The 22,833-nt window shown below is 44.7% G+C and carries 22 protein-coding genes; 9 read left to right on the top strand and 13 right to left on the bottom strand.

Annotation, left to right across the window (positions count from 1 at the left end):
• Positions 1-1,365: a purine-cytosine permease family protein gene (locus tag TA_RS03080; protein WP_048161672.1), complete on the bottom strand. Its 1,365-nt coding sequence runs from the start codon at positions 1,363-1,365 to the stop codon at positions 1-3.
• Positions 1,366-1,776: 411 nt separating this feature from the next.
• On the opposite strand from TA_RS03080, the gene TA_RS03075 reads away from it, so the two are divergent.
• From TA_RS03075 to TA_RS03055, 6 genes are all read left to right on the top strand, one after another.
• Positions 1,777-2,319 (top strand): SMC-Scp complex subunit ScpB, encoded by a 543-nt coding sequence (locus TA_RS03075; protein WP_048161671.1) that lies wholly within the window; start codon positions 1,777-1,779, stop codon positions 2,317-2,319.
• A gap of 130 nt (positions 2,320-2,449) precedes the next feature.
• Entirely contained in the window at positions 2,450-3,109 is a 660-nt protein-coding gene (locus tag TA_RS08305) for a hypothetical protein (RefSeq protein WP_241761885.1), read from the top strand.
• Positions 3,075-3,785 (top strand): phosphoribosylglycinamide synthetase C domain-containing protein, encoded by a 711-nt coding sequence (locus tag TA_RS08300; protein ID WP_241761884.1) that lies wholly within the window; start codon positions 3,075-3,077, stop codon positions 3,783-3,785. The genes TA_RS08305 and TA_RS08300 overlap by 35 nt, the downstream gene beginning before the upstream one ends.
• Before the next feature lie 77 nt (positions 3,786-3,862).
• Positions 3,863-4,138, top strand: coding sequence for a hypothetical protein (locus TA_RS03065; RefSeq protein ID WP_048161670.1), 276 nt, complete (start codon positions 3,863-3,865; stop codon positions 4,136-4,138).
• A complete protein-coding gene (locus TA_RS03060; RefSeq protein ID WP_010901018.1) occupies positions 4,135-5,070 on the top strand; it encodes a hypothetical protein in 936 nt (311 codons plus the stop codon). Before TA_RS03065 ends, TA_RS03060 begins: the two co-directional genes overlap by 4 nt.
• Positions 5,067-6,986, top strand: coding sequence for an ATP-binding protein (locus tag TA_RS03055; RefSeq protein ID WP_048161669.1), 1,920 nt, complete (start codon positions 5,067-5,069; stop codon positions 6,984-6,986). Before TA_RS03060 ends, TA_RS03055 begins: the two co-directional genes overlap by 4 nt.
• Positions 6,987-7,001: 15 nt before the next feature.
• On the opposite strand, the gene TA_RS03050 is transcribed toward TA_RS03055, so the two are convergent.
• From TA_RS03050 to TA_RS03010, 9 genes are all read right to left on the bottom strand, one after another.
• On the bottom strand, positions 7,002-7,193 hold the full coding sequence (locus TA_RS03050; RefSeq protein WP_010901016.1) for a hypothetical protein: 192 nt from the start codon (positions 7,191-7,193) through the stop codon (positions 7,002-7,004).
• Between the two features lie 123 nt (positions 7,194-7,316).
• Positions 7,317-7,724 (bottom strand): hypothetical protein, encoded by a 408-nt coding sequence (locus tag TA_RS03045; RefSeq protein WP_010901015.1) that lies wholly within the window; start codon positions 7,722-7,724, stop codon positions 7,317-7,319.
• A 45-nt stretch (positions 7,725-7,769) separates the two neighbouring features.
• Positions 7,770-7,997, bottom strand: coding sequence for a 30S ribosomal protein S17e (locus TA_RS03040; RefSeq protein WP_010901014.1), 228 nt, complete (start codon positions 7,995-7,997; stop codon positions 7,770-7,772).
• Positions 7,998-8,027: 30 nt separating this feature from the next.
• Positions 8,028-8,471, bottom strand: coding sequence for a universal stress protein (locus TA_RS03035; RefSeq protein ID WP_010901013.1), 444 nt, complete (start codon positions 8,469-8,471; stop codon positions 8,028-8,030).
• Positions 8,472-8,816: 345 nt separating this feature from the next.
• A complete protein-coding gene (locus TA_RS03030; RefSeq protein ID WP_010901012.1) occupies positions 8,817-13,889 on the bottom strand; it encodes an ATP-dependent helicase in 5,073 nt (1,690 codons plus the stop codon).
• A gap of 135 nt (positions 13,890-14,024) precedes the next feature.
• Entirely contained in the window at positions 14,025-14,849 is an 825-nt protein-coding gene (locus TA_RS03025) for a sulfite exporter TauE/SafE family protein (RefSeq protein WP_048161666.1), read from the bottom strand.
• Positions 14,850-14,860: 11 nt separating this feature from the next.
• Entirely contained in the window at positions 14,861-15,208 is a 348-nt protein-coding gene (locus tag TA_RS03020; protein WP_010901010.1) for a DsrE family protein, read from the bottom strand.
• A gap of 169 nt (positions 15,209-15,377) precedes the next feature.
• Positions 15,378-15,686 (bottom strand): hypothetical protein, encoded by a 309-nt coding sequence (locus tag TA_RS03015; protein WP_010901009.1) that lies wholly within the window; start codon positions 15,684-15,686, stop codon positions 15,378-15,380.
• 7 nt (positions 15,687-15,693) lie between these two features.
• A complete protein-coding gene (locus tag TA_RS03010; RefSeq protein ID WP_010901008.1) occupies positions 15,694-16,674 on the bottom strand; it encodes an actin-like protein in 981 nt (326 codons plus the stop codon).
• Positions 16,675-16,941: 267 nt separating this feature from the next.
• Between TA_RS03010 and TA_RS03000 the strand changes: the two genes are divergently transcribed.
• Together TA_RS03000 and TA_RS02995 are read left to right on the top strand one after the other, a co-directional pair.
• Positions 16,942-18,108, top strand: coding sequence for an acetyl-CoA C-acetyltransferase (locus TA_RS03000; RefSeq protein ID WP_010901007.1), 1,167 nt, complete (start codon positions 16,942-16,944; stop codon positions 18,106-18,108).
• Between the two features lie 196 nt (positions 18,109-18,304).
• Positions 18,305-19,552, top strand: a complete 1,248-nt coding sequence (locus tag TA_RS02995) for an MFS transporter (protein WP_048161662.1) — start codon at positions 18,305-18,307, stop codon at positions 19,550-19,552.
• A gap of 36 nt (positions 19,553-19,588) precedes the next feature.
• On the opposite strand, the gene TA_RS02990 is transcribed toward TA_RS02995, so the two are convergent.
• Positions 19,589-20,272 (bottom strand): class I SAM-dependent methyltransferase, encoded by a 684-nt coding sequence (locus TA_RS02990; RefSeq protein ID WP_010901005.1) that lies wholly within the window; start codon positions 20,270-20,272, stop codon positions 19,589-19,591.
• Positions 20,273-20,416: 144 nt separating this feature from the next.
• Here TA_RS02990 and TA_RS02985 point away from each other — a divergent pair, with 144 nt between their 5' ends.
• Positions 20,417-20,713 carry an antibiotic biosynthesis monooxygenase family protein gene (locus tag TA_RS02985; protein ID WP_010901004.1) on the top strand — a complete coding sequence of 99 codons (297 nt, stop codon included), beginning with the start codon at positions 20,417-20,419 and terminating at the stop codon, positions 20,711-20,713.
• Here the strand turns inward: TA_RS02985 and TA_RS02980 are convergent.
• Positions 20,705-21,472 (bottom strand): DedA family protein, encoded by a 768-nt coding sequence (locus TA_RS02980; protein WP_156778482.1) that lies wholly within the window; start codon positions 21,470-21,472, stop codon positions 20,705-20,707. The genes TA_RS02985 and TA_RS02980 overlap by 9 nt on opposite strands.
• 76 nt (positions 21,473-21,548) lie before the next feature.
• Positions 21,549-22,802 (bottom strand): NAD(P)/FAD-dependent oxidoreductase, encoded by a 1,254-nt coding sequence (locus TA_RS02975; RefSeq protein ID WP_048161659.1) that lies wholly within the window; start codon positions 22,800-22,802, stop codon positions 21,549-21,551.
• Positions 22,803-22,833 lie beyond the last annotated feature (31 nt).

Raw genomic sequence — 22,833 nt, 5'->3', positions numbered from 1 at the left:
TCAGCTGATCTCTTTGCGAGTCTTTTCTCCATGATTGCGGTCATCCAATTTTCGGGACAGATAGAGGTAAATTATCATCGCTGAGAAAAACGAAACGAAATAGCTTATATCGACTCCATGCAGCATTGAAGCTAGTGGCATATTTATTATTCCCGCAGGGGACATAAACGGTATCGATACGGCAATGGAAATGATGTATGCATATATTCCCGGTTTCACTATCTTTGGCAGATCTTCGAACTCCTGATGTCTCAATCTCTTCAATATGAAGAAGTGTGCTATCATTATGCCTATCCATGGCGTAATCCAATAATCAAGTATGAATAGGAATGTCTCATAGAAGCCATAAAACCGGAAGAAGCCTATTATGCCAAGTAAAAGCGAAAAAACTGAAGCCACCGCTATTGCAACCCATCTATGGGCCTTAAAGCCTATTGAGAGGAAAGCAAGAGAATTAGAATAGAGGTTTATTGCATTTGCCGATATCCCACCCAGAAACAGGGCTATTAGCCCTATAACCGCATATTTGTTCATGACATTTGCCAGATCTGCTGCCGGAGACCCGGAAGGATTTCCTGAGGCTGCCGAAACCATGAGTCCCACAATCTCCGCAAATACAGAGGCAATCACTGAACCCAGGAGTGTGTAATAGAAGATCGATTTTGAAGGCTTGCTTGATGATACATGCCTGGAATAGTCCGCTGCATAAGGTCCCCAAGACATTATATAGGAGAATGCTGAAGCGAATGTTATACCGAAGGCTGCGGGAATGCTAAACGAATCCACATACTGGTACGATATAGATGCATGGGAATGGATAAGAAACAGGACAAGAAAAACAAATAGCAATCCAAGGACATATGACATGGATCTCTCAAGGATCCTTATAGCTCTGTACCCAACAAGAGCAGTTAGCGCGACTATAGCAACAATGAGAAGCACTATGGCATAATACGGTATTTTCACCATTTGATAAATGGCCAGTGATGCCAGAATCACGTTCACGGTCAACCAGCCTGCGGTATTTCCCCATTGCAGGATGGATAATAGAGACCCCCCTACTGTACCAAATGGGGCACGCCCCATGTACATCTGTGGTACCCTGTAGACTGCGCCCAGCTGGCTCATATAAGCAAGCATTATGCCACCTGCAATGGTCCCAACCGCTATTGCAACGATGGAGTAAAGTATAGGCAACCCAAGATACACAGGAATAAAACCAACCGCAAAGTCTCCAACGGTCAGGTTAGAAGCAAACCATATGTAGAACATGGATGATGGGTGCTTGTCGTTTTCGATGTCTATTTCCTTGTTTGCTTTGCTGTATTTATCGATATCATATCCGAACTCATGTTCGGTGCTCATATCGGTAGAATGCGTCAATATTATTAAATTTTATTATTATCGAATGTGAGCGTCCATTCCCGCATATCACTTCAATGAGGATAGAATCCTTTAACTCCATTTCGTTTTACACGTATATAGTTCAAATCGGCTTGATCCAGCGATCCTTGATGAGATCGGATGCATCAATTACATTTTATTCCCTGAGGCACAGTTTTAAAAGCCCTCGGCTCCTAACTGTATTTTTGCAATTCTGCATCAACGAGGTAATTGCATCTATCTCCGTTTAGGCAGCCGCAGGATCCAAGATTAAAATAAAATACTACCCATACCTATGATGTATCTGATAATTTAAGAAAAAAATATCTGGCTCAGCATTCGCATAGCGAACTGCCCCGCAATGGATAGATGAGTGGTGGCGGAGGATAAATTATGGTGGATGATGCAAATAAGGAACTCACAAGAAAAGTTGAGGCGATACTGTATTCCAGCAGGTCACCGGTAAGCATAAAACTAATTTCGCAAATACTGTCAGCCGATCCTTTGTCTGTAAGAAAAGCTGTAATAAACCTGAAGAAGAACTACGAGAAAAGGGATGGGGCATTGGAGGTAGCATCATACGGCTACAAGTACAGGATACAGCTGAAATCGCAGTACTTTTCAGAGGCTTATGCCGTTTCGCCTCCAGATATTTCAAGATCAGAGATGAAGGTGATAGCGAATATAGCCATAAGCGATGTGGGGCTGAGCGCCACTGCAATAAAGAAGATAGCACACCAGCGGACGGATCAGATATTATCCCATCTGGAGGACATGGGGCTTGTAAAGCTCATCAATAAGGGAAATTCGAAGATATACACCCTTGGGAGGAAATTTGAAAGCTACTTTGGCATCTCCAAGGAGGAATTCGCAAAAAAGATAAAATCAGAGATGACCGGTAAAACGGGCGAAACTGAAGGCGAGGCAAAGAATTAACAAGATCCTTTGATCTAATCGTTTCGTGCACATGGTTAATACCAGATAGAAGCGAATGAATAATATACGAAAATAAGGATTGAGGATCTGATCATTAGATAATTCAATATGTGGATTATGGTGGAACCATATGACAGAGAAGGTTATGATCGTTGGTAGCGGCGGAAGAGAAGATGCAATAGCAATGGCCATAAAGAGATCAGGAGCCATCCTGTTCTCCGCCATAGGCCATGAGAATCCGTCGATCAAATCACTCTCATCAAAGTATCTGGTTGTTAACGAATTAGATTACAGGAAGATCGAGGATTTTGCCGCTGATAATTTGGTTGATATGGTCTTCATAGGCCCTGATCCAGTGCTGGATACGCCGCTTGTCAATAATCTGCTAAGGCGTGGAATCCCCGTGGCGTCTCCTACGATGGAAGCAGCAAGAATTGAGACTTCGAAGATGTTCATGAGGGAACTGATGAAGAGGCATAACATACCGGGAAACGTGAATTTCAGAGAATGTTTCAGCGAAGAAGATTTGGAAAGCGCACTCAGAGATCTGGGTCCTGAAGTGGCTGTGAAGCCAATAGGCCTGACCGGTGGAAAAGGCGTGAAGGTGGTGGGTGAACAGCTTGAAACGGTTGAAGACGCCAGGCGATATGCCATCGAGATCCTAAGAAGGGATGGTGTCGTGCTCATAGAAGAAAAGATGGTGGGCGAGGAATTCAGCCTTCAGGCATTTGTCGACGGCAAGATACGCCTCGTTTATGCCGATCGTTCAGGATTACAAGAGAGCGTATGAGGGTGATGCAGGGCCGAACACCGGGGGTATGGGTTCCATCTCCGATTCAAGCTTCACATTGCCATTCATCAGCGATCGTGCTCCCGAGGAGGCAAAACACATACTCGTAGACATTATCCGGGCGATGAACTCGGAAAACACTCCCTTCAAGGGGATCATGTATGGCCAGTTCATGGATACGCCACATGGCGTTAAGGTCATAGAGATCAATGCTAGATTTGCGGATCCCGAGGGAATAAATGTTCTGACGCTCCTCAAAAGCGATTTTGTTGAAACACTGCACCAGATATATGATGGAAACCTTCAGGGAGACAAGATATTCGAGAGAAAGGCTAGTGTGCTGAAGTATATAGTGCCTATAGGCTACGGTTCCGATCCAAAACCCGGCGAAATAGAACTGGACAAGGCAATATTTGACAGCGGTGTTGACGTTCTGTACGCTTCCGTCAGCGGTGATATGCTCAGATTGAAGCAGAGCACATCCAGATCGCTGGCCATAATAGCCAAGGGAAACAGCATACCAGAAGCATCTGAACTTGTAGATTCCTCACTGGCACACGTTAAGGGAAGCTATTACGTCAGAAGGGATATAGGCCGATCGGATTTCATTCAATCAAAGATCAGGAAAGCAAAGGCCTTGCTAGGAGAGGATAAATTTACCGGAATACAATTATGACCAATATCTAAATAATTAAAACAATTGCATTTCATTCATTAAGTATAACTTTATATATTGTTTGATTATTGAAGCGTATGGCATTTATTTCCATTATCCCTTTTCTGTCTGGCGGTGGAAGTAGCATTTCCGCCGTTTTGACTAGGATAGATACCATAGCCATATCCGTCTCGGCTGTCATCATATCGCTTCTCTGGATACCAATAGCAATCGAATTTTTCAGCTCCGACGAGAGCAAGAGAATGATCGCCAGAACAAGACTCAAGAACGCTGCCATTGGAACATTCATATACATTCTTGCGGTGAGCGGGCTTCTTTACGCCGTGTTCAATTACATCATAACAGGATCATGATAGGTATTCCAACACTGTTATACGATGTTCTCAGGGCTATTGTAGCCATATACCTAGCCATTTTGGATCCGATCTGGCACCTTGTGGTATACTACGGTCTTAACCCGGTTTATTCCTATGGGTTGATTCTCGATCCTGGATCCGCCTATTATTCGTTATATCGATCGATCACGGACCTTGTCTATGGCACAATAATACCGGTTACGCTGATCGTATTTTCACTCTTCATAGCGATTAGATCGTTAATTTCAAGTTTCAGGGCTACCCGGGCGCTCCTCAATCTCCTCATACCGTTCCTAGCCATGGCCTTTGCCTTCAGAATACTGGTATACTTAACCATGATCTTCGAAGATCTCTTCGGATATTTTTGGAAATATGGTGGAATAGACTGGTACTCTATATTTAGCGTTACGCAGATATCAAGCTTCACTTCGAACGGAGCCAGCTCATCGATCGTCCTTGCCTTTATCTATCTCACAAGCTACTTTTTCGCAATAACATCGTTGCTGGCGGAGCTCATATTCAGGGAAGCTGCAGAGCTTCTTCTGATGATCATTATACCTGTGTTTTCGTCCATAGCCTTCATAAGGAAGACCCAGGAGTACCTGATCCGTGCAATGGCTACGTTTGTGGAACTTGCCTTTCTTCCCATACCGATAATGATGGATCTCATTCTGGCCCACATATTCTCTGCCGACCCAATACTGGAACTTGGATTTTTTATTCTGGCTCCTGCCATACCTTCCTTGATTTTCGTTTGGATGAGGAATGTAAGCTTCAGGATGCAGCCTATCAGAATACCGATGGGAATGATCGGCGGTTTCATAGGGGGTCAGATCGATGAGATGATATCGACCTCAAAAGACCGAAGAATAGACTGGAGTGAGGTGTATTCAAAAGATACCTTATACGGGAGGGGGAATTCAGGTTGAGATCCTGGCAGGATAACGTCCTCAGGAATGTGCTAGCTTACACCCCAGAATACTATGGCCTTCCCGTCTCCCTTGTTATTATTTTGATTGCCAGCGCATCGTCATTTCTCATCCTTGCAAGGTTCTTTGGCATTTACGCGATTCTGGCGATTCCAATCTCAGTGGCTATTGTTCATCCAAGGATCAGGCATGTTTTAATAGCAAGGCTGAACAGTATCTTCCGTATCCAGCTGCAAACGCCGGATATAATGAAATATGGAGAATACACGTTGATAAAGATGCACAACATCCCAGCGATTGTGGCAAAGACGGTATCTGCATATGACAATCATGCCGAGAGCTTCCTTGAGATCGCCTCCTTCATAACCGACCTCCTCGCTTCTGGAATAGACGTCACAGCATATTCTATTCCGCATGCTGCGGAAGAAGCTAAGAATATTGCAGAACTGAATGGTAAGGTGTATTTCTCCACATACGTTTTGCTATGGTCACAGGGAAGAAGCGAGCATGAACTGGTCCAATCAATAAATGCAGTTCCACTCGGAAATGAGAGGGCTGGCCTGAGGATCGAATTAAATGATATGGACATCAGCCGGATGCGGATCCTATTCTCTGATTTCCGCATGCGTGCCAGAAAGAACTATATTTCCGGAAGCAGGAATATATCAATATTCAGCCTTGTTGACGCCGAAAAAGCTATCTTTCCGTCCTACTGTGAAGCTCTTGAGATCAGCGATCTGAACGCCGCCGTGAAGTTCAGCGCTAAGCATGTCGACAGAAAAAAACTTGCAAAGACAGCTTCAACAAAGATCGCTGACATAACCTTTGAATTGAAGCAGAGAAATAGCAGGAAGGAAAACACTGATTATCTCAAATCTGTACTGAATTCTGCTGAGATACTATCGAATGAGTCGAGAAAGGATACTCCTGAAGCTTTCCTTTGCAGCCTGGATTTCATGGTTATGAGCAGAACTCCCTACGGGCTAAAGCGTGAGATTTCAAAACTTGACAGAGGCCTCAGAATAGCTGGAATGAGAGCGAGGAATCTGAGTTACAGGGCATCACGCTCTGTCCAGGGCTTCTTTGACTTCACACGCGAAAATACGCCTTACCCCATGGATGCCTCCTCTGCTGCATCATTCTTCCCAGCTTACTTCTCCAGGGAGGAGACGTCCGGAATACTTATTGGCATAAATGAATACACAGGGAAACCGATCTATCTGGACTATTTTTCGCACACATCCTACAATTCCATAGTGACCGGGGAAACTGGATCTGGGAAATCGTATTTTGCGAAGGTATTCTCAAGTAGGGTGTTCAGAGCTGAATATTCAAAACTGCTGATACTCGATCCGCTGAACGAATACCATTGTACTGAACTTGGGCGTTCGTGCATGGAGACGGATCTCATTGGTTTTCTTGATTTGATAAGGAGAGCGATCACCGATGTTTCGTTGTATCGGGCGATTATAATAAAGTATGATCTGATCAGTGCGGAAAAGGAGGCAACATCCGGCCTAATGATAGCAGAAGCGCTATCTCAATTCATGTCAAAGATCGACGGGCGCAAGACCATGATCATAGATGAAGCGAACATGGTGTTGAAGAACGAAGATGCCCTCAGATTGGTTGAGAACACCGTGAGGCATTCCAGGCATTTCGAAACTTCTGTATTCATAATAACACAGAGCATAAGCGATATAATGTTTGGAAATACCATAGAGGAGAACAGCGTTCACAGATTCTTCTTCAGAACAGCATCGCCAGAGGACGACTTTCAAAGGTATATTCCGGGCACCAATGATCTCAGCAAGCTCATCGGAGGAAAGAACCACAACCTTTCCGAATGCTATTATTCCTATGGTGGACGATACGTGAAAATTCTCATTACAGACGTCGATACCACTTTATCTTGAAGATTGAGTAGTCTATCATGTCGCAGTTTCGCTTTCATCCTTAACTGTTGTCAGCATTATACCGAGAATGCCGAAAACCACAAGCACTATGGTAAACGAATACAGGCCAATATCGAACCATGTATCATACATAATGGACCATGCCAAATAGAACGCCAGGCCTATGAATAGCAACGCCGCTGAAATTCCCCTTATCCAGTTCACCATTCACGCAAGCATTATGAACTATCTTAAAAATTTAACTCTTCCTGGTGCCGCAATGCTGCATAGCATACCAGAATTCCTTTGAAGAATAACCTGGCCATTGGAATTAAATACAGGAAAAACAGCCTATTGCATCGAATCCTTTTGATATCTATCTATGAAACCTCTAAGCCCCAGGCTCCCTTCTATTCCGAACTGCGTGATACGTATCCGGCAGAACACGAATATGAGTTTTGCTGATTCCTGCATGAGGCCTGCGTATCTGTCAATTTCCTCGTTCCACAGCGTGAAAATAATTCTTCCACCTATCCAGAATTTTCGATATCTTATTACCCTTTCATCTTTCTGTACGGACTTTTCCCCTATAATGCCGGTGACCTCAGATATGAATGAATATTCGCCATCGGAATTTATATTTGATATGTCTGTATAGAAATTGCCACCGAAGTAATTCTCCATAAAATTCTTCAGGTCGCGTACATCGAATAAAGCTGCATTCCTTTCTAGAAATTCTATAGCCTTCTGCTTGTCCATCTATCCTATTCTTGTATTGAGTGATGCCTCAAATGAACGAAAATTTCAGTTGAGAGAATTCTCCTCTATTTCTCTCTTCGCCTTTTCCTTCTTCTTGACCGCATATCTCGTTATATAACCGGCTATCATATTTATTGTACGCTTGGAAACATCTGGCATCATCTTTTCAAGCTTCTTCTTGTTTTCTTCGAATTTATCTCCGAAAACGTTCGGAAATTTATCTGCAAGTTCTTCAGCAGTTCTCTTGACATTGAATGGTCTGATACTTCCCATGTTTCGAAATAGATAAGCTATATAAAAAGATCACTTGCAGGCATTGGTACTGCAGACCATCACAGGTACGTTGCTGAGCTTCAGTAGCTCACTGCTGACTGATCCGAGTATTATCTTTGTGAGACCTTTGAGATTCCTTGAGCCTGTTATTATGAGATCAACCCCGCTCTCCTCAGCCACCTCCACTATCTTTTTTGCGACAGTCTTGGTACCGGAATCAACGATCTGGAAGTCTATGTCGAGATTTTCATTACTGACAAGCTTTTTGGCCTTTTCGATGATATCCTCGGCCTTCTTTCTCTCATCTTCGAACATGGATTCAGGAACGTACGTATCATATGTTGGAGTGGTACCGATGATCTGAGGGATAACGTAAAGTATGATGTATTTGTTTACCGAGTTCCTAAGATTCAGAGCAAATTCTAGGGCGCACTGGGCAGTTTCGCTGCCATCGTATGCTATCAGAGCTCTCATATATTATTAAAGATATTGACATATATAAATTTATTTGACCATTAATAGTATTAACTTTATCATTTTATTATGATCATTAGCCGTTGATCTGATTTGGGTCATCTTCGTTGAATATCATGCGATCATAGCACTTGCATCTGAACTATCGACTGCAAAACAACCGCTATATGACATCGATGCATCATATCATCCGCTATTTCCCGAGGATTGCATCCTCGATCTGCCAGATCACCGTGAATGGCTATGCCCAATGATATTTGATTTGATCGTTGCCTAGAGTCAACGGTTTATACAGATCTGGAGAATTTCGATGCCAACAGGGAAAGTATGTTAAAATGCCAAATATCAGGATCTATGGGATGATAAGAGGTATCCCAGTTCCCTGAGCTTATCCTCAATCCGATCAAGGGAGGATTCGTCCCCAGCGAACTTCTTCAATTTCAGATGCCTGACCGTCCTCTGAACAGAAAACGCCGCTGAGAATAACCTGCCGTCATAATAGAACATGTCGTATCCTGATCCGAAGATCATCTTGAGATAGTCACTGTATATGAGAGCCAGTATGTCCTTGGATGAAAATATTGCATCCGCAGCTTCAGCTGATACATCTTCATTCGCAAGATCCACCCTGCTGAAGTAGACTTCCTTTGTTTTGAGGTTGAAATATGCACTGCATCCCTCTGTATTGCTAAGAACATGTAGTGATTCCTCCACATTGATGCCGATCATGCTGGCTAATCTTGATGGGGTTATCATTCCAAGATCCCTTATTGCAGCATAGGCAAGAATCTTTAGGGCTTCTTCTTTAGTGTATTTTTGCGCAATCGCCACAAACTTCCTCTCAAAATTCTTGGCTATGTACCTGTTTCTGTAAAGAGATTCAAGTACAGTTTTCAGGGTGCGCGGATTGAGATCCACGTTTCCAGATATCTGTCTTTCGCTCGCCTCGTCCAGTACCATTATGGATCTCATCACAGCCTCCTCATCCTTGTCAAGCCCGCGATCCACCAGCGATCTGTAAACTGCTATTATCTCCCTTGTTGCCATTGCAGGTTTATCGAAAGGCCCGTTAAACTGATAAAGCAGAGATGATTCGTAATAATTCTCCACATTCATCTCCGAAATGCCATACCTCTGAGCTTCTATCGAATCTCTTATTCCAAAATAAATATCGGAAAAAGACTCATATAAATTCGTCTTCTTCTCTTTTCTCTTCAGGGATCTCACGGCCAGGCTAAGCATCTGGGCTTCGTCATAGTTTATTATGCGCCCCTCCGGCCTGGTGATGGCTTCGGCCTTCCGGCCCTCTGTTGATTGCCCAGTGATGACAACGATCCAACCATTCGTATAGATATCGATCAGCCGCCTTACTGCATCGTCATGGTCTCCAGAAGTGGAAAGATCGCTTATCCATTTCACACCATCCTTTTCATCCAGATAAAACGTAGATAACTCTTCTCCGTCCACAACCAGTATCCTATTATAATCAATGTTCTCAACATAGATCTGCAGATACATCATCACAGGATCTACCACAGGTATTACGGATGTTCCGGGAATTTCCACTGGTTTTTCTGTGAAATAGTAAAGGTCGCCCTTAAAGAACACGCTTTTGAGATCCATTGAACGGAGATCCGGATTGAACCAGAAGAATTTTCTTATCTCATCCTGTGTCAATGGGCCAAATTTATCGATAAGGATACGCAGTGCATTTTCATAACCTAGATCCCGCGCATGGATCTGTGTCACCGAATCGCCATCCCTAGAAAGTATGACCTTGTATTCCAGGGATCTGACTATCTGCCGGATGATCTTCTTATCCATGCCGATCTTCTCTGCTATTATCTTCTCGCTTGTAAGTCCTCCTTTCACCGCTTCCAGGACGGCATTCTCTTCTGAGCTTATCGTATGATCTCTCAGGCTGAATAATACATCGATGACCCATCTTGCAGCGTATGTGGTCTTATTTTTTATGAAGTGCCCGCGCAAAACCTGGCCGCTGTTGACAAGGTCATCAAAGGAGTCCAGCCTTCCCTGCAACAGGCGGGCATTTACATTCTCCACATCAAACGCGAACCCGTATATCTCGAAATACTCCTCCGGATCCTTGACCTTTCTTGCCATCCTTGAGAGCCTTATCTTTGTAATATCCTCTACGTTGGCTAAGGCCCTGAGATCCGAATAGAGCATGTATTGCTTGCTGTATACCGGCGTTATGTAATCGTATATTACTGTTCCTTCCGATACCATGGACTTCAGTATGGATTCGATTCTTTCCCGACCCAGAGGTATCTTAATGTCGATCTCATCTATGGTGAGAGGCCCGTATGCGGACAGCGTTAGTTCTATCAGTCGCCTAGCCGCCTGGTCGGCTTCAACAGAAAAATCCCCCTCGTTTCTGTGGAATACTGTAATGCCTTCCTTTATCTTCCTCCTTATAAGGTAAGATGATTCGAGCTTGGCAAGTACATTCTTAAGCACGTTTTCATCAAGATTCAGATCCGATCTGAGATCCGAAAACGAACGGCCATTGCATGCTGCCAGTACCATCCTATCAGTATCATTTAGATCCGCCTTCTTCCTGAAGAGAGTCCATAGAAGAGGGTAATTTCCAGATGACGACCATACTAGGCCTCGCACATAGGCTGAAACGATCTTATCCTGCTCTACTGCTTTTTCCACCAGTTCCCTTATATCGCCCTCTGCATGCTGATAGGGTGAATTGTATCTGTCCTTGAGTATGTCTATATAGGGAAAATGATCGGCGAATCTGATGAGCGATTCCTCGTCCTGAACCTGTGGGATCTTTTTCCGGAAATAGTCTTCGACGTCCTTCTGGTTGTCAAAGATGAAATGTATGGTTTCACCGCCATATATCTTTTCGAGCATTCTGCTCTGCAGATCCCGGAGCATCTTCGACCTGTCTTCCATCATCACTATATCCGATGATCCGGCCATTATCATACCATATGAGAATGGGCTGGTTTCTCTGGTGTAATTCCTTATCATGTACGAATGCGAATCCATGACAGATTTGACATACTGCTCCGCCCTGGGAACATCCATGAGATCTTCCATGATCTCTCTATAGGTTTCCCTTATTATGGAGAAATCTTCGTGCTTCTGAAGCTCGTTCAGAAGCCTGTCGCTCCTGAGCTGCTGCCTAGCCACAGATATATCGTAACCCTTGTAGGATCTCAGAACCATCAGTGATCTGGCGGCACAGTGCCTGAAGCGCTGCTTGAAAAGCTCAGTATTCGCGATGGATCTGCGCACTAGATCCCTGAAGTTTGAAGAATTGACCGTTTTAACGGCTTCCTCTATCGGTATCTTCCTTTCAGTATATATTATAAAACCGTCATCGGTTATGGTTATGCGGGTGTTTGATCCGTACTTATTTGAAATAGCAAGAGCATAGGCCCTGGAAAGCGCATCGTTCACCTTTCTGCCCAGTGGCACATGGAATATGAGGCCGTAGACCCCATCCGATTCCTGGTAGCCTTCGATCAGCGCACGGTTTTCGGTTGGTATACCATATTCTATCTGTGCCTTTATATATGAAATAATACTTCTGGCGCCATTTTCGTCCACATGGTATTCATTGATCAGCATCTCTGTTGGATCCTCTCCAGATCCTATCATGCTAGCTATCCTGTCTCTGAACTGCCCGATCATGACGCCAAGATCGTAGCTTCTTGGGAGCATTTCTCCCGTCCATGAAGGTACCGTTGGCTTCATGCCGGTAACGGATCTGACATAAACCCTATTTCTCACGGTTTTTTCAAATATATATGTTCTGGCACCAAGGACAAAAACGTCCCCAGTTTTAAGTCGTTCAACGAATTTATCACTGAGCTCCCCCACATTCTTGCCCTTCTCGTTTATTGCCTTGTAATTAGCCTCATCCGGAATGGTGCCGACGTTCATGAAGTATATCATTCTTGTGCTTCGCTTCTTTCCAAATGTACCGGCTTCGCGATCGAGCCAGACCTTCGGGTATATCGAAAGACTCTCTAGTTCCCCTGATAGGTAGTCCATGGTCATCATGAACTCTTCATGACTGAGTTCATGAAAAGTGTATGAATTCCTCAGAAGATCGTACGCTTCCTCTATCCTCCAAACTCTCTCAAGGGACATTCCCACAAGTATCTGCGCCAAAACGTCAAGCGGATTCTTCGGAATATCCACCCTGTCTATCTGCCTGCTGTATGCGGCTTTAGTCAGAACAGCGCATTCGACCAGATCGTCCAGAGTGAAAACTATGAAGATGCCCTTAGAAAGTTCATCCACCCCATGGCCCGATCTGCCTATCCTCTGCAACCCCTTGCTGACCGATTTCGGGCTTCCTATCTGTATGACAAGATCGATGAAGCCTATGTCTATCCCAAGCTCAAGGGAAGTGGATGTTATAACACACCTCAGTTCGCCATTCTTTAGCTTGTTCTCTACCTCCAACCTTTGATCCTTTCCCATTGATGAATGGTGGGCCTCAAGACTTTCAATGCCCCTGCTCTTGAGCCGCATAGCTACATGCTCAGTTCCGCTTCTGGTATTCGTGAATATGAGGGTGGTTCTGTACTGCTTCACAAGATCCGCTATGATATCGTACATCCTGTCATTGGCAACCTCATAGCTCACCCTGGTAAGATCCGGTACGGGCGTTATAGTTCTGAGATCGAGATGCTTCTCCCCACGCACCTCCACGATCTCGCATGGCCTCGCTTTTTCTCCTTCAAAACCAACCAGATATTTGGCTATCTCTTCTATCGGAGATTGTGTAGCAGAAAGCCCTATTCTAACCATTCCAGGAGATATCAGATTGAGTCTTTCCAGGTTTGCAGATAGGAGGCTTCCCCTCTTCGTTGATGAAATTTCATGTATTTCATCAATAATCACATACCTGACATTCCTGAGGTTCTCTCGCATCTTGGGTGAGGAGAGTGCAAGAGAAAATGATTCTGGAGTGGTTATAAGTATGTGCGGGGGCTTCCGAACCATCTTCTGCCTCTCGCTCTCTGTTGTATCTCCGGATCTCACGGATATGCGTACCCTGGGAACCTTGATTCCTTCCGAATCCATGATCGAGTATATCCCGTCTAGAGGAAACTTCAGGTTCTTATTTATATCATTGGCAAGAGCCTTTAGAGGGCTTATGTAGACGCAATATACCCTATCCTCAAGCCTGCCTTCCTTTGCAAGCGATACGAGCTCGTTTATGATGGTCAGGAAGGCGGTCATGGTCTTGCCTGTTCCGGTTGGGCTGGATACAAGAACGTTTCTTCCTGAATGTATGAGTGGTATTGCATACTTCTGCGGTTCTGTCAGAGACGAATAATTACTGTTAAACCATTTAGATACATGTGTATCGAGAAACGGGAAGAAATCCTCTATTCTGAATAGCCTGGTTTCTGATTCCATCTTATTTGGTCTAAACTATAGGTTATAATCTTATAAAAAGTTGAGCAGTATTGGATCGAATTTCACACAAATGATGAGGTATTCAATATATTGACGATAAATTGAAGCCACGTGTTCTATGATCGCAATCGATCATCAGAATACGGCTGAAAATGATTCTATGGCCATGTATATTCCAACCACTATTATTATCAACGAGAAGAATCTGCGTAATGTCGATCTCTTCATGGATGAAGAGAGCTTGGCACCAGCGTATCCGCCGAATATGCCTCCGAGAACATAAAGCAGCGCAATCGTTACCAGGACCTTTCCAGCTATTCCGTACCTCAGTGCCGTAACCAGGCCGAATGTCCCGACGGACATTAAAGAGGTGCCCACAGCAAGATTCATCGTTATGTCCGCAGAATAGAGGAGTGCGGGCACGATGAGGAAGCCACCGCCTATACCGAAGTATCCGGAGGCGAATCCGGCCAACACACCGAACACTTCGAGCTTAATCTTTTGCCATAGACCTTTCTTCGGTGGATCAGGAGGATCATCATTATTGTTCTTCTTTGGAATCGCATCGTAATTCTTGCAGGTTTTGCACTTGGTTATGAACATGTAGGCTCCGATCACAATCATTAGGAATGAGAACAAGAAGAGTAGCTTGCCACCCGGTGTTATCAACCCAAGCGTAGTCCCCAGGAGTACGCCCAGAATTCCGAAGACGGTGAATATTGCCCCAGTCCTGAGACTCACATTCTTTTTCCTGAGATGACTGTAAACGTTGATGAGCGCATTTATACCCACTGCAAGTGCAGTTGTCCCTATCACAAGATGCGGATTCTTTATTCCGACAAAGTAGATCAAGAGCGGTATTGCGAGTATGGAGCCTCCGCCGCCTATCAGACCTAGTGAAAAGCCAACTATTATTCCCGATATTATCGAAAAAATGTACTGCAATATTGTAATGTCCATTTTGATCAGCTTTAGAATGTTATAACCTGGTATCCATCATCTATCCTTGCGGCAGTTTCAACCCCACCCATGACCTTCTCTATGCCTTCAAATATCATCTCATCGGTCACCCCGAGGGATTTCATGCTGACGGAACAAACTGTCAGCCTTATACCGAGAGATCTAGCCTTTTGTACCTGGGCAAGAAAAGTGTCAGAATTGTTTTGGTTCTTAAATAGAGCTTCGACACCCCGCCCAAGAAATAGCAACTCAACCTGCGCCTTTGCATTCTGCACCGAGTTTATGGCAAAGTTAAATGCAACCATCTCCGTGTTTATATTCTCTTTGCCAGTGATAACCATAACCAACATTTTCGCCATACAATCACCATCACATCGTTTTATATTTCTTTTGCTTCCTCATGTCTATGATTTTTCTTACATAGGCATGATTTAAGCCGGTATTATTTCATCAAACTTAAAGTTAACGTTACAACGAAATAATGTATATTATTATCTGAAAAATGGCTAAATAAGAAATGGTAAAATATTATTTCCATCTGCTCTCGAGGTTCTTTTTGAGTTCTTCTACCTTGGTCATGCTCACCGGATGGCCAGTAGTTATTTCAACGGTCTTTTTTGAAGTAGTATTTTCTGGAGGATCGGATACAGCCTCCTTTTTTTCTGACAGGCCCAGCTTTTCATAAATTTTATTAACGGCGTCCTTGACCAACTGATATTCATAGTAATCCTCGATGATCCTCCTGATGGTATCTACGTATGTCTCCCCCTGTATCCTTATCAGATCCACTATTTTCTTTTCATCATCGCTAAGGTCAAGGACTATGCGTATTGTCATGCATTATCTACATCGATCTTTCCGCCGCATCCCTGTAACCCAGCGCATTTGCGAACTGCAGATCCTCTGGTTTTATCTTCACAAGTGTGCCGGGTGCAATTTCCTCGAAGCGGTCTCCTATCAGGTTGGATCCTCCCCCTACTGGTATCAGAGAAGTAACCCTGTCAACCTCTCCGCGGAGGTTCAGCCTTATGTTCTCTATTATCCTGTTCGCCAGATCCTCCAGGATCGGCCCTGAAACTTCTGGACCACCTACCTGCTTCTGCCTGAACATTACCGGATGCGACAGTGCTTCCTGCGCCAGATCGAATGGAACCACGAAACCGGTCTCCTTGGCTATCTTCCTTGAAAGTGCTGAAATCGCGTCGCCAACGCCTATCTGAAGGCTGAACGACAGTTCGACAACAGGTTCCATATCCATCAGGTTTATGGTAAGCACATCCGTAGTTCGCGATCCTACGTCTATGACCACCCCGTACCCAGGCTGCTGTTCTATGATACCCTGATTCAGAAGGTACAGTGCAGCCCCGACACCCTGCGGCCTCATTATCAGCCTGGTTATGTTGAACTGCCTTACCTCCCCCTCAGGCCCAGTTACCGTGAGCACCTTGTTCTCTAGTGCCTCTTTAGCAGCCTTGACCTCAAGGTCGAATGTTCCGAGTGGCGTACCGCTTCCTATGACCAGATCTACCGGGCTACCGTCATTGTGTATTCCGGATTCCCATAGCGCTGCCGCTATCAGTGGAAACGCCTCCTTACTAGCAAGCCTGCCATCGCCCTGCGGCACGCGTATGTTGTTTCCGCTTGCATATTTACCGTAGATGAACTTTGTCTGGCCGCCGTCTGTGCTGAGGACGGGTATCTTTCCGCCTATACCCCAGCTCTCGGTCTCCGTCACTGCCCATCTTGATGGGAATATTATCCTTTTACCATCAACGCCTATTACCTTTGTATCACCATAACCTACATCCAATCCTACAACTACCAAGGCATCACCTTTGCCATTACCTTATTAACATTGTCCATGATTTAAACTTATATTCGATCAGAATACCGAAATGATCAAGAAAATATTGAATATTCTGTAATTTTTTTCCAAATGAAAATTTTTGCAATGAAAAATGCAGATTCCAGTGTCCTTTTTCACAGACACCGCGAAATGGCCCATTAACGTTAATTTTGTATCGAATTTTGTCAGAAACTTTCATAGACATGCACAACTAAAAGTGTATTAATTGCCAAATCATTTTAGGATATGAGAGACGTATTCATAGTGGCTGCAAAGAGAACTGCCATTGGAAAATTTGGTCGTTCTTTCTCAAAGCTAAAGGCTCCGCAACTTGGTGGGGCAGCAATCAAGGCAGTTATGGATGAAGCCCACGTAGATCCCGCATCGGTTGAGGAGGTCATAATGGGAAATGTCATACAGGCAGGAAATGGCCAGAATCCTGCGGGCCAGGCCGCTTTCCATGGTGGGCTTCCTAACTCCGTTTTGAAATATACGGTCAATGTTGTGTGTGCATCTGGCATGCTCGCGGTGGAGAGCGCTGCCAGGGAGATCGCACTCGGAGAAAGGGATCTTGTCATAGCAGGTGGAATGGAAAGCATGAGCAATGCACCATTTCTTCTGCCAGCGGACCTCAGGTGGGGCCCGAAGCACCTTTTACACAAGAATTATAAGATAGATGACGCCATGCTCACCGATGGCCTTCTTGACGCGTTCTACTTCGAACACATGGGAGTGTCCGCAGAGCGAACATCCAGAAAATTCGGAATTACAAGGGAAATGGCGGATGAATACTCTGTGCAGAGCTATGAAAGGGCCATAAGGGCAACTGAATCTGGAGAATTCGCCGATGAGATCGTGCAGTTCGAAGGCCTTGACCATGATGAGGGCATAAGGAAGACAACTATGGAGGACCTTGCCAGGCTACCGCCTGCCTTCGACAAGAATGGCATCCTTACAGCAGGAAATTCAGCACAGCTTTCGGATGGTGGGTCAGCGCTTATGATTGCTTCTGAAAAGGCCATAAATGAGTATGGTCTCAAACCAATAGCAAGAATCACGGGGTATGAACAGGCTTCCCTAGATCCCCTAGATTTTGTGGAGGCACCTATACCCGCAACAAGAAAGCTGCTTGAGAAACAGCACAAGAGCATAGATTACTACGATCTGGTTGAACACAATGAAGCCTTCTCCATCGCATCTGTTATAGTTAGAAACGAACTGAAGATCGATAATGAAAGGTTCAACGTAAATGGCGGAGCAGTTGCCATTGGGCATCCGATTGGAAACAGTGGTGCCAGGATCATCGTTACGCTGATGAATGCTCTCAAGCACAGACATCTGAAGACTGGACTCGCAACACTATGCCATGGAGGCGGAGGCGCGCACACTCTCACACTCGAAATGGTGGAATGAACAAAAAACTCATTTAGTCCATTTTGTTTTCTCAGTATTCATAATATTTTTCATCAAAATGGAATCGCCCTGTGAAACAAATTTTGAAGCGAATGCAGCACCACACCGCTTCAATGATATCATAGATATGAACAGGATAATATCTATATCAAGATGAAGCAAAATATTATATGCACAATCTCTTTAGCCTCTTCGTATGGAAGCTGCTGTCAATGATCGTATGACTAGATCACAAGCACACACGATCGTGGCAACCTATCTAGGCTGGTCGCTCGACGCATTTGATTTTTTCCTCATAACGTTCGTCCTGATCGCTATATCAAAGACGTTCGGTGTCGCCCTTGTAGTGGTGACGCTGAGCATTACGCTCACGCTGAGCATGAGATTCGTTGGATCCCTATTCTTTGGGCCTATCGGAGATAAATACGGAAGAAAGATAACGATGGTTATCAGCCTAGTCTTTTTGGCATTCTTCGATACGCTCGTTGCGTTCTCGCCAACAATAACCGTGTTTCTGATACTCAGAGCGCTCTACGGCTTTGGCATGGGTGGAGAATGGGGATCAGGCTTCGCACTTGCCATGGAGTCCCTGCCGGCTAAGGCCAGAGGCTGGGTATCTGGATTGATACAAGGAGGCTATCCAACCGGCTATCTTCTTGCTGCGATTGTTTATCTTTTCATCTATCCAAGATATGGATGGAGGCCCATGTTTTACTTTGCGGCTTTACCGGCGATTGCAGTCATATACATAATGCTGACAACGAAGGAAAGCCCTGTATACAACGAATTTAAGAAAAATGCTTCATTCAAGCAGACGTTCAGGACAATAGGAAAGCACTGGAAGCTCTTCGTATACCTTTCCATACTGCTCGTGGGTATGAACTTCGTTTCACACTCAACGCAGGATCTTTATCCAACGTTTTTAGAGCATCAGCTGCACTTCAGCCCGACATACGTCGCATCCATAGCAATAGCATATAACGCTGCGGCCATAATCGGCGGCATAATATCTGGAATCATATCGCAAAATACCAGGCTTGGAAGGAGATGGAGCGCCATCTCATTCCTGATCGTAGGAATAGCAATATCACCCATATGGGCATTCCCAGAGATATTCGGCAGATCGTCTCTGATCTACATGGCATTTTTAGCTCCGGTGATCATGCAGTTCATAGTCCAGGGAGCATGGGCCATGCCAGGCGTGTACATGAATGAAAGATCGCCTGCGGAAGCCAGAGCGACCATACCCGGTGTGGCTTACATGGTCGGTGTTATGGTTGCTTCAACGGCCTCTACAATAGAAGTGCTCGTATCATCCATGTTCCACGACAATTATTCCTATTCGATGCTTCTGCTTGTTCTCATAGTGTTTCCGCTGACTGCAATAATGTGGTTCCTAGGCAAGGAGAGCAAGAACGCAAAGCTGGACGTTGCTCCAGCATGATCATTTTTGTCAATTATATCATTTTTTCAGCGATACTCATTTGGAAAGCACAAAGCAGTAAACATCAACGTCAGCTATATCGTAGAAATGATCGATTTTCCACCCTGTATCTTTTATTATCTCTCTCAGCTTTTGCCTGTCCGCAAGAAGGTACCTGAACCATTCACTCCTATATTCTCTATATATCACTCTGATTTCAAGTTCACCCGGATAGCCTTTATCGGATTGAAATCCTGCGCTTAATGGATCCGTGGTCTCAGCGATTATCCTCGCATCATCCGATGACTCCGAATAGAACCTGCGAAGAAATGCCATCGCTTCATCTATCGTCCTCATGAGTCCGAAGTTGTTTCCAAGAAGTATCATGGTATCCCATCCTGGTTCAACCTCATCTATGCTCGCAATTTTTGCATTCTTCACTCCGCGATGTTTCATGACCTCTACAGCAAGTGGCGATATATCCAGTGCGGTGACATCAAAACCCTGATCTTGAAGATAAAGCGAATGCCTTCCAGCCCCAGCCCCAACGTCAACTACCCGTCCCTTTGCATATCTAATCGCCTCCCGCTCCATCGATGGCCACTGATCGTGGTCCCGAAAATAGTAGGATATTGACGTCACGTCGATCTTTCCGTTCCGTGTTTCCACCATCTCGTAACTGCATTTGCCATCCGCATAATCCATAAGAGCATGACCGAAAGCATCCTCAGTATCCTTCACAGGATAATGATCGAAGAATAGATAAAAACTGTTTTCATCAGTTCAAATATAAGGGCATTTTCGATTGCATCATAAAGATCGGTCAAATCGCGAATATGGTATTCTGACCTCACTTTTTTATAAAATGTTGACATTATACCAACTATGATAAACGTAGGTCTTTACTACAGGGTCAAAAAGGGGCATGAAGAAGAATTTGAAAGGACCTTTAACAGCGTCATGGCGATGATTAAAAGCTCCGGCATGGGCATTAAGGAAGTCAGGCTGTACAGGGATGTCAACGATCCACAGCAGTATATGATATTCACAGAATGGGAAAGCCTTGAAAAATTCAAGGATTTCATAGCGAGCAGGCCATTCAAGGAAACCACAGAGTATGGCAAATCAATCCTGGAAGAGATGCCAAAAAACAGGATATTCATGAACGAAACATCAATATGATGGTTTCGTCCTGGTTTTTATCTTCAAATATATGAAATATCCAATATAAGCCAGACAGGCTGCAAATATTGCATCTATTATTATTTGGTCAAGTATGACGCTGAAACTGTGTACTGCAGAAGACCAGTATGGACCCGCCTTGAATCCGATGTAGACGAGTATAGTTGACCATATGACAGATCCAAGAAAGGTCATCAGGGCAAAGACCCATACCTTCATCTTCAGCATGCCGGCAGGTATGGATATAAGGCTTCTGATACCGGGTATGAACCTAGCGAAGAACACGGAGCTGGCTCCCCATCTGTCTATCCAGTTTTCAGCCTTGACGAGCGAATCCTCCTTCACGTAGAAGAAGCCAAGGATCTTTACAATTATGGGGCGCCCTATGTAGAGACCCAGGTAATAATCTATGAAAGACCCCACCATCGATGCAACTATTGCGTCTGCGATTATGGCAGCAAATGTGAACGTATGAATATAAACAAGGTATCCAGACAGTGGAAGTATGACCTCACTCGGCACCGGAATGAATGTGCTTTCAAGCGCCATCAAGCCGAAAACTCCTAGATATCCAGATTTTGAGACCACCGCTACGGAGAAATTGAAGAGGGACCCGACGCTTATCGCCGAAAGAGTCTTCTCAAATGGAAGCTCAACGATCTCAAATATTTCGGTTGCGGTCACCGCAACGATGACCAGGGATATGACCACACCATAGAGGTTGAAATAACCGTCAAACTTCATAGCACTCTTTTCCATGTTTCTGAAAGCAGATGTGAATTAGCGATATAAAAATTTGGCTGTACAGATGTGACCGCAAGGATACGCATCTGCATCAGAGCACGAGTTTTTCCTCCTCCACCTTCCTGTTCTTTACCCCAAGATCAGCTGTGTTAATACGCATTCCATCGTACAGCTTGGCTTTTTCCTCGCCATCGTATAGCGCGGCAACAACTCGGCCAATGGCGTCTCCCTTCATTATTCCACTACCGCTGGTTCCCGTTGCCACAATCAGGTTCAGATCCCTAAATATGTACGGATTTCCGTCTATCGTGTTGTAGGAATAATATCCTGCCCACATTCCAGTTATGGATGCGGATGTGATGGGTTTCATATATGCCTGCAGCACCTGGTAAACGTTGTAGGTGTAGAACTGCGGCTCGGCTTCAGGATCTTCTACGAATGAGAAGTCCCGGCCGATGTCGTCAGCCACACCTGCCCAGAACGTTTTCTCACCTGGGGACGGCCTTACGTAAACTCCCTTTGGAAATACTGTGAATGGGAACGATTCGGTGGCAAGCACCTTCTTGCCAACCACGTCTTCTATGAATTCATTTCTTATCTTGAAGAGCTGCCTCTTCTTTGGTCTTATGTGGCTGTCTATGCCAACAGGATCGGTTAGAAAGTTTGTCCATACGTCGGTTGCAAGTATGAAGGTGTCTGCGCTTATCTCGCCTCTGCTGGTTTTGATGCTGCCTATGGTCTTATCCTGCCATATGAAAGGTTCTCCTGGATAGTTCAGGGGCTTTTTCGGTACAAGGTTCAGGGACTGTACTTCGGTATCGAATAGGAATTCAATGTTCCTGTTAACGCACTGGCTGTGATAGAATGCGGCTATCTTGTCCGGTTCCATTATGCCCGCATTGTGCGCTAGGTATGCTCTGTGTATGTCCTCAAGCCCCATTGCCTCCTTAACCTCAGTATCAGGTTTTATCGATATGCCCATGCTTTCCAGCGCGTCAAGATCGACCTCCTCTATCTTCGTTTTCCGGCCTATCTCCTCCATAACATCCGATCCTGAATCATTATCCATCAGAAACAGATAGCCTACATGCTTCATTCCGAGATCTATACCAAGTATCTTTTGAACATGATCATAGAACCTTATTGAGGACGAAGAAAGCTTGAAGCTCGTATCGGATGAGAATACGTCCCTGAATCCGGCTGCGCTTTTGCCTGTATTGCCCTGAGCAAAAGTGTGGAACTTATCTATAACGGCAATCTTTAGATCGCTGTGTTTTTCCGAGAGGTGGAACGCTGTTGAGAGACCGACTATTCCTGAACCTATGATGGCAACATCATACTTCATGTCCTGGGAATAGAACCTGGGAATAAACACT

The organism is Thermoplasma acidophilum DSM 1728 (genome assembly GCF_000195915.1).
In the GTDB taxonomy this organism is placed as follows: domain Archaea; phylum Thermoplasmatota; class Thermoplasmata; order Thermoplasmatales; family Thermoplasmataceae; genus Thermoplasma; species Thermoplasma acidophilum.
This window is presented reverse-complemented; position numbering and strand designations above follow the sequence as displayed.